Origin of the sequence: Oceanobacillus kimchii X50, from assembly GCF_000340475.1 — a bacterium.
Classification (GTDB): domain Bacteria; phylum Bacillota; class Bacilli; order Bacillales; family Amphibacillaceae; genus Oceanobacillus; species Oceanobacillus kimchii.
On record NZ_CM001792.1, the window covers coordinates 3,183,439 to 3,196,907 of the forward strand.

Here is a 13,469-nt window from a genome sequence, read left to right on the forward strand (position 1 = left end):
AACATATTTTACATTATAAACAAAGATAGATGCAATATTCCACATATAAGACATAAAAAGTTGAGAAATTTATTTCTCAACTTTTTACTTCAATAACCCACATGTTTCGATATTCCCTTTAATATTGCTAACATATAAATTTTCATCAAGTTATTTTTTTAGTAAGTTGGTCCAAATGTTGCATCTGCAAATCAATGTATTCTTCAAGTGTAAATTGTTTTTGGATGATCCAACGCCGGAATCCCCACATATGTCCTCCAACGACAATATTATTGGCAATCAGGCACATTTCCTTATCCTTTTTATCTCTTTCTAGGCAGGTTGATAACAATTTAATCATAATATCGACTACAGCTCTTTCTTGTTGCAAAACAAAGTCTCTCGTTTCCTTTTTTAGTGATTTAGTTTCCTGATACAACATTAAGATTTCATCTTGCATGTCATCCATGAGGTAAAAGAAAGATCTTACTGCCTTACGCATATTTTCAATCGAAGGATTTTCAACTTCCATAGAATCTGCAATTCGATCTCTTACTTGATCATGAATCGACTCACATACTAAAAATAAGACATCTTCTTTTGTCCTTATATATTCATATAAAGTACCAATACTGAAACCTGATTCTTTCGCTATTTCTCTCGTCGTTGTACGATGAAAGCCTTTTTCTTGAAACAAGCGCATGGCACCTTTAATAATTTGATTACGACGTTTACTGACAAGCTGTTGGTCTTTGACTGATGAAAGAATTCGATCTTCTGCCATTTTTTGATATCCTCCTTTCTGCACTTTACTTATATATCATCATTTTGTTAACATTCGACCGATTACCAATCGCTGTACCTCATTTGTACCTTCATAGATTTGTGTGATTTTAGCATCACGCATATACCTTTCTACCGGATAATCTTTCGTATATCCGTAACCACCAAATACTTGGACTGCTTCAACAGTACTTTTCATTGCTACATCTCCAGCAAATAATTTCGACATTGCAGAAGCTTTTCCATATGGTAAACCAGCTGATTCTAGCCAAGCAGCTTGATAGGTTAATAGACGGGCAGCCTCTATCTCTGTTGCCATATCTGCTAATTTAAATGAAATTCCTTGATTCGCAGCAATCGGCTTTCCAAATTGCTGACGTTCTTTAGCGTATTCCGCAGCAGCATCCAAAGCTCCTTGAGCAATTCCTAAGGCTTGAGCAGCAATGCCATTTCTTCCGCCATCAAGTGTGGTCATAGCAATCTTAAAACCTTCTCCTTCACTTCCGAGTAAGTTTGCTGCAGGTATTCGACAATTTTCAAATATCAATTCGGTGGTCGGAGATGAACGAATTCCAAGCTTTTTCTCTTTTTTCCCAAAACTAAAACCTTCAGTTCCTTTTTCAACAATAAATGCACTAATCCCTTTATGATTTGCATCAGTGTCGGTTTTTGCAAATACAATATAAATATCAGCTACGCCACCATTGGTAATCCACACCTTATTTCCATTAATAACAAATCCTTCGCCGTCTCGTCTTGCTGTGGTTTTCATCGATACAACGTCACTTCCAGCACCTGGTTCAGATAAAGCATATGCACCAAGCGCTTCACCAGTGGCTAAACGTTGCAAGAAATTCTTCTTCTGGTCTTCCGTTCCATACTTAAATATTGGCCAGCTAGCTAAAGATAAATGAGCTGACAATGTTACTCCTGTGGAAGCACATACGCGAGAAAGTTCTTCTACCGCAACCACGTAGCTCAGATAATCCGAACCAATCCCACCATATTCTTCTGGCCACGGGATGCCGGTTAACCCTAACTCTGCCATTTGATCAAAAATAGAACGGTCAAAGCGTTCTTCTTCATCACGTTCTGATGCCGATGGTGCAACTTCTTTTTCTGCAAAATCACGGACCATTTTACGCAGCATTTCTTGTTCTTCTGTTAATTGAAAATTCATCAACCGTGCACCCCTTCGTCTTTTAGCAGATGTTTTGCAATTACAATGTGCTGAATTTCATTAGTACCTTCGTATATTTCTGTAACTTTTGCATCACGGAATAATCTTTCCACTGGATACTCTTTCGTATAACCGTATCCACCAAATACTTGAACTGCTTCGATTGCATTTTTCATTGCTGTTTTTGTTGCCAACATTTTTGCCATCGACGTTTCTTTATTACATTGTTTTCCTGCTTCTATCAATGCAGCGGCCTGATAAGTTAATAGTTTCGCAGACTCTACATTCGTTGCCATTTCGGCTAATTTAAAAGAAATCCCTTGGTTCGCTGCAATGGGCTTTCCAAACTGTTCTCTTTCTTTTGCATAAGTAACTGCATAATTCAATGCAGCTTCAGCAATTCCAAGTCCTTGTGCAGCTATACCAATACGGCCGATATTTAGATTAGCCATCGCAATTTTAAAGCCGTTTCCTCTTTCACCTAGTAAGTTCTCTTTCGGTATTCGACAGTTTTCAAAGATAATTTCTACCGTATTCGATCCATGTAAACCCATTTTCTTTTCTTTTTTTCCAATAATGAATCCAGGAGCGTTTTTTTCAACAATAAATGCACTGATGTCTTTCGGCGCATCTCCAGTACGGGCAAATGTAATATACGTATCGGCTTCCCCACCATTTGTAATAAAAACTTTCGATCCATTTAATACATACATGTCATCTATCAGTTTAGCAGTGGTCTTCATACTGCTTGCATCCGACCCTGATCCTGATTCCGTTAAAGCAAACGCACCTAAATACTCTCCTCGTGCCAATTTAGGTATATACTGTTGTTTTTGATCTTCTGTACCAAAATACAAAATCGGATTCGTTCCAACCGATGTATGTACCGATAAGATTACTCCTAAAGTTGCACTAAATTTAGATATTTCATGGATGACTTGAATATAAGAGGTATAACTCATCCCACTCCCACCATATGCCTCTGGAATAGGAACCCCCATTAAACCAAGCTCTCCCATTTTTTGTATTAGTTCTTTAGGGAACCGATCTTCAGTTTCCATTCTCTCTATTTCTGGCACCACTTCTTGTGTAGCAAAGTCACGCACCATTTTTTGTAACATTTTTTGTTCATCAGATAGCATTAATATCGACATCACATCCACCTCTCTAGTGATTAATCATATGTGTAAAAACCTCGACCTACCTTCTTTCCAAGACGACCAGCTTTAACATATTGTCTTAATAACGGACACGGACGATATTTACTATCTCCAAATCCTTCGTGTAATACTTCCATAATGTATAGACATGTATCTAATCCGATAAAATCAGCAAGTTGCAATGGTCCCATTGGATGATTCATACCAAGTTTCATTACTTGATCTACATCCTGTGGAGAAGCAACACCTTCAAACACTGTGTAAACGGCTTCATTAATCATAGGCATTAAGACACGATTAGCCACAAATCCCGGAAAATCTCGTACTTCTACACTTGATTTTCCTAATGATTCTGACATTTTATGAACAAGTTGATACGTTTCATCACTTGTCTCTAATCCACGAATGATTTCAACTAATTTCATGATTGGAACCGGATTCATAAAATGCATGCCAATAACTTGTTCTGGTCGTGTTGTCTCTGCTGCAATTTCTGTAATTGGTAACGACGATGTATTGGAAGCTAAGATAGCATGGCTTGGCGCATGTTTATCTAATTCTTGAAAAACAGAAATCTTCACGTTCATATTTTCTACTACAGCTTCAATCGCTATATCACAATTTGCTACTTCTTCAATTGTGTTAGCTAATGTTATTCGATTTAATGCTTCAATCTTATCTGTTTCAGACATTTTATCCTTTGTTACATCTTTTTCTAGTATTTTTTCAATTTGCACATATCCTCGTTGCCGTGCTTCTTTATTTTTATCAAAAAGGTATACATGGTATCCAGAACGAGCACAAACAAGCGCAATTCCTGCGCCCATTTGGCCTGCTCCGACCACCATAACATTTCGGATATTCATGGTTATCCTCCTTGTTAGTTTAAGTCAGCTGGTACTTCAATAAGAATGGCATCTCCTTGCCCACTTCCACTACAAATAGCAGCGATTCCCTTTCCACCACCACGACGTTTTAATTCATGGATAAGCGTAAGAATGATGCGCGCTCCACTTGCTCCTATTGGATGGCCGAGAGCAACTGCTCCACCATTCACATTGATTTTTTCTTCGTCAATATCTGCAATCTGTCCACTCGCAAGTGCAACAACTGCAAATGCTTCATTGATTTCATAAAGGTCTATTTCTTCTTTAGCAGTGCCGGTTTTTTCTAACAGTTTATTAATGACAATCCCCGGTGTTTGTGGAAAATTCTTTGCTTCTACAGCAACTTCTGCATGACCGAGAATATAAGCCAGAGGTTGTTTATTTAATTCAGCAGCCTTTTCATCTGACATTACGACAAATGCTGCCGCTCCATCGTTTACTCCTGGAGCATTACCCGCAGTTATCGACCCATCTTTATCAAATGCAGGACGTAGTGATGATAGTTTGTCTATTGTCGTATCTTTACGTGGCGCCTCGTCCTTATCAACTGTTATTGGATTTCCTTTTCGAGTTGAAATTTCTACAGGTACAATCTCTTCTGAAAACTTATTCGATTCGATTGCTTCCACCGCTTTTTGATGACTACGTAAAGCCCAAGCATCTTGGCGTTTTCTAGAAATCTCTAAATCTTCTGCTGTAGAATTACCATAGTTGCCCATATGATTACCTGTAAATGTACAAGTAAGACCATCATGAACCATCATATCTACAACAGATTTATCTCCCATTCGATTTCCCCAACGTGCATCTGGTAAAAAGTATGGGGCATTACTCATGCTCTCCATTCCACCTGCTACAATGACATCTTCTTCTCCTAAACGAATCAACTGATCCGCTAATGTAACACTACGCATTCCAGATGCGCACACTTTATTAATCGTTTCTGATCGTGTCTCCCATGGAAGGCCAGCATTTCTTGCAGCTTGACGAGATGGGATTTGTCCTTGTCCGCCTTGTAAGACAGTTCCCATGATTACCTCATCAACGACGTCATTATTAATGCCTGCTCGTTCCATAGCTTCTTTAATTGCAATACCTCCGAGTTCTGTTGCTTTTAACGGTTTTAAGGCGCCTCCAAATTTTCCAAAAGGTGTGCGTGCACCAGATACAATTACTGTTTTTTTCATTTTCGTACCTCCTTGTAATGATTGAACGCTCGTTCAATATTGACATGGGAAAATAGAGAGGATATACCTCCCTACTTCCAAATTTATCAAAGACGAAAGGGACATGAAAAATAACTAGCCCAAAGAACTGTTATATTCATCCTAACCCTACGTATGGATAAAAATCCGACTATTGGAAGATGCACTTTATGCTGTTTTTACCTCTTCTTTATCCAATACAGAGATTGCTAGAATTTCGGCTACATCCATTGTACCGATATCCTCTTCCACTTCTTTTGCTTTTGTTCCATCACTTAACATCGTGAGGCAATATGGACAAGCACTAGATATCATGGTCGGCTCTACTTGCAATGCCTGTTCTGTACGAGCCACATTAATTCTTCCTCCAGTAGTCTCCTCTGTCCACATAAGACCACCGCCAGCACCACAACACATACCATTCTCACGACTACGATTCATTTCTACTAACTCTAGACCAGGAATGGACTTCAGAATTTCTCGTGGCGGATCATATACACCATTATATCTTCCTAGATAACAAGAATCGTGATAGGTTAACCTTTCGTTTATCGCTCTTTCTGGTTTAAGTCTACCTGCCATTACTAGATCATAAAGCATTTGTGTGTGATGGTAAACTTCGGCTTCGAATCCAAAGTCAGGATATTCATTCTTAAATATATTGTAAGCGTGTGGATCAATCGTGACAATTTTCTTGACGTCATGCTTAATAAATTGCTTAATATTTTTCTCAGCTATTTCTTGGAATAAAAACTCATTACCAATACGACGAGCAGTATCTCCTGAGTTAGCTTCTGTATTTCCTAATATTGCAAAGCTTACACCAGCTTGGTTCATTAATTTTGCAAAAGCTAGAGCAATTTTTTGGCTACGGCTATCAAACGAGCCCATGGAACTTACCCAGAATAGATATTCAAACGACTTCTCTTCTTTCTTCAATTCTTTCACGGTTGGAATATACACGGATTCATCTTCATCGCGCCATTTTACACGATCTTTTTTTGAAAGCCCCCATGGGTTACCTTGTCGTTCAATATTTGTTACTGCACGTTGAATGTCCGAATCCATTTTTCCTTCAGTCATTACTAGATAACGTCGCATGTCAATAATCGTACCTACATGTTCATTATTTACTGGACAGGCATCTTCACAATTACGGCAAGTTGTACAGCCAGCTAGTTCCTCTTCTGTGATAACATCTCCAATTAAACTTGAACTTTGAATGGTTGCAGCAACCTCTTTATCAGCTGAAGCTTGATTTCCAGCACTACCTGCAAATGCATATGACGGAACCCAAGATGATTTACCGGTTATTGCAGCTCCTTTTTCTGTTAAATGATCACGAACTTTTATCATTATATCCATTGGAGATAACATTTTTCCTGTCCCTGCTGCTGGACAAACATCGGTACAACGACCACATTCTACACATGCATAAAAATCAATCATTTGATGTTGTTCAAAATCTTCTACTTTCCCAACACCAAAAGCAATTTCCTCTTCACTTTCTTCATCCACATTTTCCATATCGAAATCTAATTTCTTCAATTTACCTGGAACTTTTTTACTCAAAAATACATTAATTGGAGCAGCGATTAAATGTGCGTGCTTCGATTGTGGGACATAAACTAAAAAGGTAAGAAGGGTAATGGTATGTACCCACCAAGCAATGTAAAACAACACGGTAGCTGTTTCGGCTGACGCCCAGTTAAAAGCAAGAGCAAAAACACTAGCAACAGGCTCTGCCCAAGTAATCTCATGCCCATGCCAAATCATTGCCATACCATTTCCAAATAACACGGAGACCATTAATGTACCTATAAAAATTAATACAAGCCCCGCTTTAAATCCCCTTTTAAGCCGAACAAGCTTTTCCATATAACGACGATAAAACGCCCAAATAACTGCAACTAAAATCATTAATGTTACTAACTCTTGAAAGAATACAAACCCAGGATAAAACATACCAAATGGTAAATGATTACCTGGAGATAATCCCTTTACAAACATATCAATTGCACCAAATTGAACTAAAATAAAGCCGTAAAACATCATGACGTGAATCGTTCCAGACTTCTTATCTTTTAGAAGTTTGGATTGGCCAAATACAATTTTTCCAATTCGCTTTAAGCGTAATTTAATTTCACCATCAAACTCTGATTTCTTTCCTAGCTTGATATAAGCGATTCGAGTTGCGATTACTTTGGCAAATAAATAAAATGCGTAAATCGTGATAGCCAAAAATGCAATCCAATTAATAATTAGAAAAGTATCCACCGTCTGCTCCCCCTCTTTGTGTAGTATTCCTTCATTGATAACGATTACATTTTCTTCCGTGAAAGAAATCCTTACCTATTACTTTAAACATGAATGATCATTCAGTCAATATATTTTAGGTAAAATTTTAAAAATTCATCCTAGGATGATTGTTCATGTAATTATTGTTGTCCAATTATATGAAAGAATGGGAATGACTTGTCGATGCATTTTATGTTACTTCTTTTGGTTTCTTCTCCTTCTTCTTGACACATAATGATTATTTATGTTACCACTTCTGGCTTCTTCCCCCTCCTCTGGGCACATAACGTCGAACCAAAAAGCCTACCCCTTTTTAATTCTAAAAGGGATAGGCTTCCTATTATTACTTATTACATTTTCTCTGGGGCAGAGATTCCAATAATTGTCATTGCATTAGCTAGTGTTTGACGAACTGCTTTCATTAAAGCAATACGCGCATGTGTTCTAGCTTTATTATTTGCATCTAATACTTTTTCTGCATTATAGAAGCTGTGTAATAACGTAGCAAGTTCAAAGATATATTGAGTCACTTTATGAGGTGTATGCTTATCAGCAGCATCAACGATCATTTGTGGAAGCTCACCAATTTTCTTCAATAGGTCCAATTCTTTTTCAGCTGTTAATAAAGATGCATCATATTCAGCTTCAGTATTAAATCCTTTGCTTTTTGCCTGAGAAAGCATGGTGCAAATACGCGCATGTGCGTATTGTGCATAGTAAACTGGGTTATCGTTAGATTGTGATTTCGCTAAGTCCATATCAAAATCTAATTGTGAGTCGTTTGAACGGGCAACAAAGTAATATCGAACTGCATCAATTCCCACCTCGTCCATCAATTCTCGAAGTGAAACAGCCTTCCCTGTTCGCTTACTCATTTTCACTTTTTCTCCTGCTTCAAAGAGATTTACCATTTGAATAATTTTTACATCAAATTTCTCAACTGGATAGCCCAATGCTTGGAGTGCAGCACGCATACGTGGAATATATCCATGATGATCTGATCCCCATACATTAATAATCCGATCAAATCCACGATCTAGCTTGTTTTTATGATAGGCGATATCCGGGGTCAAATAGGTATAATTCCCATCGCCTTTAATCAAGACGCGATCTTTGTCATCACCGAATTCCGTCGTTTTAAACCAAAGTGCCCCATCTTTTTCAAATGTATAGCCACCGTCATCAAGCACAGCTAAAGTGTCATCAATTTGTCCATCTTTAAATAATGAGCGCTCTGAAAACCAATGATCAAATTCTACACGAAAGTCCTTTAAATCCGATTCGATATTTCTTAACGATGCTTTTAAACCATACTCTTTAAAGAAATCCAAGCGTTCTTCGTGATCTTTATCCGCCCATTTTTCTCCATCTTCCTTCACTAACTCTTTAGCAATATCGATAATGGCTTGACCTCGATAGCCATCCTCTGGCATATCCACATCTTTACCAATTTCTTGTAAGTAACGTGCTTCTACAGATAACCCAAGATTATTTATTTGATTTCCTGCATCATTAATATAATATTCCCTCTCTACTTCATAACCTGCAGCTGCAAATACATTACAAAGTACATCCCCAAAAGCAGCATTACGTGCATGCCCTAAATGGAGGTCACCAGTTGGGTTTACTGATACAAATTCCACTTGGACTTTTTCTCCATTTCCACCCGTTGACTTCCCGTAATTATCACCTGCAGATAATACAGTCTCAATTACTTCACCTAAGAAGTCTTGCTTCATGAAGAAATTAATAAATCCTGGACCTGCAATTTCAACTTTTTCAACAGATGCTTCTGATTTATTTAAATTCTCAACGATGTCGTCTGCAATTTGTCGTGGAGCTTTCTTTGCAATACGCGCAAGTTGCATCGCAATATTAGTAGCAAAGTCTCCATGCGCTTTATCCTTTGGTTTTTCCAAAATGATATCTGGAATCTGATCCTCTGTTGCTAAATCTGCATTAATGACAGCTTGATGAATTTGTTCTTTTAATTTTTGTTCCGTTTGTTCTAATACGTTCATGTCGATGTCCTCCTAAGAAAATGTCAGTACCAATCTATGTTCTCTTTCCAATTGTCCATTAAGTTTCATATTATAATCCATTTGTAGATTTCCTTTATCATCCTTTTCTTTTTCAAAAGAAATCCTGTTAGTAAAAGTCTCCATACGCATACTTCCATGCATATGTTGATAAATATTTTCCGTACGGCTATTTTCTTGAAATTGTTGATTCATCTTAATTGCACCTGACCGTCGAATAGCGACTCGTTCTGGTTGAATCGTAATCATATTTTGTATTTTTTGCCCATCCTCTAAAACCTCAGTAAACTTTAGAACGTCAAACTTTCCTTGAGCTATTAATTCTCCTGAGAACGATTGTTTTTGTGTTTCTTTATCCCCAGTCTCTATATCATGAATCGTCGTCTTTAATTCAATGGTTACTTCTTTACGTCCATTTGTCATAGCATCGCCTCAGTTTCGTTATTGCTTCGTTTATTATTCGTCACGAATCCGCCATTTTCATTAATGTACCTATTATAGCGATAAACGGTGGTGATAATCAATACTATTCGTTAGTGCAAGAATTTTCGAACAAACGTTTATATTCACGATTCCTTTCCAATAATGATTATATAATGCTTTTAAAACTAATGGAGACGAAAATTATGAAGCAATCAAAACTTTGGAAACGAATAAGAACCATTATATGGGTAATGGTTGGACTAGTTGTAACTGCTATATTGGGTACATATATCATTGCCTATATACTCGGACCACCAGAATTAGCTGGAAAGCAAGCAACCACAGTCTATGATCGATATGATGAAAAAATCGGAGAAGAACGCTTGTTAAACTCCATGGAATGGGTTCCTCTTGATGATATGAACAAAAATATCATTCAAGCAACCTTACTTATTGAAGATCAACAATTTTTTGAACATAATGGATTCAATTATAAACGAATCGCAAAAGCAATTTGGACGAATATAACGCACGGCTCCTTAAAAGAAGGAGCAAGTACAATAACACAACAATATGCACGAAACCTATATCTAACTCCAGAAAAAGCCTGGTCTCGAAAAATACAAGAGGCTTTTTATGCTATACGTTTGGAAATGTTTTACTCCAAAGAAGAGATTCTAGAAGGTTATCTAAATACCATCTATTACGGGCACGGTGCATATGGAATTGAAGCTGCTAGTCGTTATTTTTTTGATACGACCGCAAAAGAATTAACATTGGCACAAGCTGCAATGCTAGCAGGAATTCCCAAGGGGCCCTCGTATTATTCTCCCTTAAATAATGAAGAATTGGCTAATGAGCGTCAACAACTAATATTATCTGAAATGCTTCAACATGGTGTGATTACGCAGGAAGGGTATAATCGTGCTAGACAAGAAAAATTAATCTATGCTGAAACAGCTGCAAAAGAAGAGGCAGCACCATACTTCACTGATGAAGCACTTGTAGAAGCTGCGGAAATTTTAGATATTGATACCGAGGAAATTCAAACTGGAGGATATAAATTATATACTACATTAGATCTATCTCATCAATCAGAAATGGATCGAGCAGTAACCAATAATATGAATGGTTCAGAGGAGTTAGAAGTAGCTGGAGTGTCTATGAATCCTAATACCGGGGAAATTACTGCCTTAACTGGCGGAAAAGATTACTTAACAAGTAGTTATAATCGATCTACCAAATCAAAAAGAATGGCAGGGTCTTCTTTCAAACCAATCCTTTATTACGAAGCTTTAGAGAACGGTTATACACCAAGTACTCAATTGGTAAGTGAGGCGACGACATTTACTTTAGAAGATGGAACAACTTATCAACCTGGTAATTTTAATGGCTATTACGCAAATGGACCAATTACTCTAGCACAAGCTATTGCACTTTCTGACAATATCTATGCAGTAAAAACAAATTTGTATCTTGGACCGAAAAATCTGGTTGAAACAGCAAAAGATTTTGGTATTACGAGTGAACTGGATGCTGTACCTTCATTAGCTTTAGGTACTTCATCTATTAGCGTCATGGAATTAACACAGGCTTATGGCAGGATAGCGAACGGCGGGAAAGAAATCGAACCGTATACGATTCGTAAAATTGTCAATAAAAAAGGAAAAACAGTTTATGAGCATAGTGATGATAAATTAGAACAAGTTTTAGATGAGAAAAATACCTTTATCCTTACACAATTACTAACCGGTATGTTTGATGAAGAATTAAATGATTATACGAGTGTCACTGGATCGGCGATTAATAATCAGCTTTCCAATATTTATGCAGGAAAATCAGGTACAACAGATTACGATAGCTGGATGGTAGGTTATAGTCCGGAAGTTGTAACTGGTATATGGGTAGGTTATGATGATCATCGAAAAATAACTCAAGTTCAAGAAACCACTTTCTCTAAAAACATTTGGGCAAATTATATGGAAGCCATTCACGAACCATCGAGCAAACACACATTTGCAATGCCTTCTGGAGTTATAGGCTTACCCATTGATCCTGTTAGTGGAAAGAGAGCTACTGCCTCCTGCAGCCAAAGTCGTATTATGTTTTTTGAAAAGGGTACAGAACCTATAGGTTATTGTACAGATAGAGATCATCCTGAAGATATAGAGGAAGAAGAAAGTGATCATCAAGGCTTCCTGAAAAAAATCTTTGATGAGTTCTTCTAGGATAGTCCTACAAGGGAATTTTTATAAAAAAACAGCCAGTATCGAGGATCTCGATAGCTGGCTGTTTTTTTGTCCTAGTAAACATGAGTGAGCCCATGTATTCAATAGTTTACAAATTTTTGACAAAAAGTACAAGATTTTCTTGTTAAGTTCTTCATTCATTCACAAAATCGTAACATTTAATTACTAAAATAATTGTCGTGTTAATTCCTCTGTAGAATTTTCCCATAACTCTGGTTTGTAGTCACGAAGGAAGTCACCTAGTAGCTTCTTCGAATGATCATCCATATGTTCAACAATAATATGACCTTTCAATGATTTTTCCATATGCTTCACATGTTCCGCCATTGATTTATATGCACGCTTGATTTCCCGATTCACACGAATTTCACTTCCTGCTACTCCAGCATAATAAGGTCCATTTTCGTTTTTGTCTACCGTGACCCATACTATCCAGTATAATTTGCCACCTTGCACTTCTTCTCTATCATTGATCCATTTCACTCTACGTTCAACGTCACTTCTAGCATGCATCGCAGCCATATCTACATAGGCCTTATCTTCATTTGGATCGACAATGATAGATGACATATTTTCTAAACTAATCGTCCCAGCACCATAACCTCCATGGCCATCTGTAGAATCATCTTTTATGATCGTAAAATTATTCTTTTTTTTGTTGGAAGATTGATCTGAACTCATGTGGTAACCTCCTAATTAATTACTATTGGTGCTATTGTAGCACGTTCATCTGTAGTTTTTTAGTAACTCGATTTGTTTTTGTTCGTTAACTCATCCATTAATTGAAAAGCTTCTTTGATTTCTTCATCTGTATACTTTTGCTTTGGCTTTACTGTATGTACTTTTTTTATAATTTCTTCTTTTGAAGAATGACAAAAGAAAAACATGGTAGACATTAACTCAAGAAATCGTGAACTTTTTTCTTGTAATAACGTAATCATCTCACCTATATCGGGCATGTCCATTTCAAATTGTGTTAAAAAGGATTCCCCTTTATCAGTAATTGTATAATGATATTGATGATAGCTACTTTTCTCTTCTTTTTGCTCCTCCACAAACCCTAAATTGCAGAGTTCTTCTACACGAAGTGTCAGTTCTTCTGAATATGGGCCATAAAAATGGAACTCGTATTTTTCTTCAAAAGGAACTTCACATTGCTGCAATATATAAATCATTTTTTGTAATTTTTTACGACCAGTAACTTGATTGGCTACTGAAAAGAACTGTAGTAGTTTAGCGTGGTTATCTAACAAACCTCTTCACTCC

General features: G+C 37.1%; 11 protein-coding genes. 1 reads left to right on the plus strand and 10 read right to left on the minus strand.

Features of this window, described 5'->3' with window-relative positions:
* Nucleotides 1–145 precede the first annotated feature (145 nt).
* The 8 genes from C794_RS16270 to C794_RS16305 form a co-directional block, all read right to left on the minus strand.
* Nucleotides 146–763, minus strand: coding sequence for a TetR/AcrR family transcriptional regulator (locus C794_RS16270; RefSeq protein WP_017798227.1), 618 nt, complete (start codon nt 761–763; stop codon nt 146–148).
* A gap of 39 nt (nt 764–802) precedes the next feature.
* Nucleotides 803–1,942, minus strand: coding sequence for an acyl-CoA dehydrogenase (locus tag C794_RS16275; protein WP_017798228.1), 1,140 nt, complete (start codon nt 1,940–1,942; stop codon nt 803–805).
* Complete coding sequence (locus tag C794_RS16280; protein WP_017798229.1) at nt 1,942–3,096, minus strand: acyl-CoA dehydrogenase; 1,155 nt, start codon at nt 3,094–3,096, stop codon at nt 1,942–1,944. The genes C794_RS16275 and C794_RS16280 overlap by 1 nt, the downstream gene beginning before the upstream one ends.
* Before the next feature lie 20 nt (nt 3,097–3,116).
* A complete protein-coding gene (locus tag C794_RS16285) occupies nt 3,117–3,968 on the minus strand; it encodes a 3-hydroxybutyryl-CoA dehydrogenase (RefSeq protein ID WP_017798230.1) in 852 nt (283 codons plus the stop codon).
* Between the two features lie 14 nt (nt 3,969–3,982).
* Nucleotides 3,983–5,176 carry an acetyl-CoA C-acetyltransferase gene (locus C794_RS16290; RefSeq protein WP_017798231.1) on the minus strand — a complete coding sequence of 398 codons (1,194 nt, stop codon included), beginning with the start codon at nt 5,174–5,176 and terminating at the stop codon, nt 3,983–3,985.
* Between the two features lie 186 nt (nt 5,177–5,362).
* Nucleotides 5,363–7,471 (minus strand): (Fe-S)-binding protein, encoded by a 2,109-nt coding sequence (locus C794_RS16295; RefSeq protein ID WP_017798232.1) that lies wholly within the window; start codon nt 7,469–7,471, stop codon nt 5,363–5,365.
* A 371-nt stretch (nt 7,472–7,842) separates the two neighbouring features.
* On the minus strand, nt 7,843–9,513 hold the full coding sequence (gene argS / locus C794_RS16300) for an arginine--tRNA ligase (RefSeq protein ID WP_017798233.1): 1,671 nt from the start codon (nt 9,511–9,513) through the stop codon (nt 7,843–7,845).
* A gap of 12 nt (nt 9,514–9,525) precedes the next feature.
* Nucleotides 9,526–9,954: a YwiB family protein gene (locus tag C794_RS16305; RefSeq protein WP_017798234.1), complete on the minus strand. Its 429-nt coding sequence runs from the start codon at nt 9,952–9,954 to the stop codon at nt 9,526–9,528.
* Nucleotides 9,955–10,157: 203 nt separating this feature from the next.
* Here C794_RS16305 and C794_RS16310 point away from each other — a divergent pair, with 203 nt between their 5' ends.
* Complete coding sequence (locus C794_RS16310) at nt 10,158–12,182, plus strand: transglycosylase domain-containing protein (protein ID WP_017798235.1); 2,025 nt, start codon at nt 10,158–10,160, stop codon at nt 12,180–12,182.
* A gap of 186 nt (nt 12,183–12,368) precedes the next feature.
* Here C794_RS16310 and C794_RS16315 read toward each other — a convergent pair whose 3' ends face one another.
* Together C794_RS16315 and C794_RS16320 are read right to left on the minus strand one after the other, a co-directional pair.
* On the minus strand, nt 12,369–12,884 hold the full coding sequence (locus tag C794_RS16315; protein WP_017798236.1) for a YwhD family protein: 516 nt from the start codon (nt 12,882–12,884) through the stop codon (nt 12,369–12,371).
* A 59-nt stretch (nt 12,885–12,943) separates the two neighbouring features.
* Nucleotides 12,944–13,456: a YwgA family protein gene (locus C794_RS16320; RefSeq protein WP_017798237.1), complete on the minus strand. Its 513-nt coding sequence runs from the start codon at nt 13,454–13,456 to the stop codon at nt 12,944–12,946.
* Nucleotides 13,457–13,469 lie beyond the last annotated feature (13 nt).

Bases quoted from the DNA above. Each gene is read 5' to 3' on its own strand.
- C794_RS16270 (WP_017798227.1), bottom strand. From the start codon at position 763: ATGGCAGAAGATCGAATTCTTTCATCAGTCAAAGACCAACAGCTTGTC.
- C794_RS16275 (WP_017798228.1), bottom strand. From the start codon at position 1,942: ATGAATTTTCAATTAACAGAAGAACAAGAAATGCTGCGTAAAATGGTC.
- C794_RS16280 (WP_017798229.1), bottom strand. From the start codon at position 3,096: ATGTCGATATTAATGCTATCTGATGAACAAAAAATGTTACAAAAAATG.
- C794_RS16285 (WP_017798230.1), bottom strand. From the start codon at position 3,968: ATGAATATCCGAAATGTTATGGTGGTCGGAGCAGGCCAAATGGGCGCA.
- C794_RS16290 (WP_017798231.1), bottom strand. From the start codon at position 5,176: ATGAAAAAAACAGTAATTGTATCTGGTGCACGCACACCTTTTGGAAAA.
- argS (WP_017798233.1), bottom strand. From the start codon at position 9,513: ATGAACGTATTAGAACAAACGGAACAAAAATTAAAAGAACAAATTCAT.
- C794_RS16305 (WP_017798234.1), bottom strand. From the start codon at position 9,954: ATGACAAATGGACGTAAAGAAGTAACCATTGAATTAAAGACGACGATT.
- C794_RS16310 (WP_017798235.1), top strand. From the start codon at position 10,158: ATGAAGCAATCAAAACTTTGGAAACGAATAAGAACCATTATATGGGTA.
- C794_RS16315 (WP_017798236.1), bottom strand. From the start codon at position 12,884: ATGAGTTCAGATCAATCTTCCAACAAAAAAAAGAATAATTTTACGATC.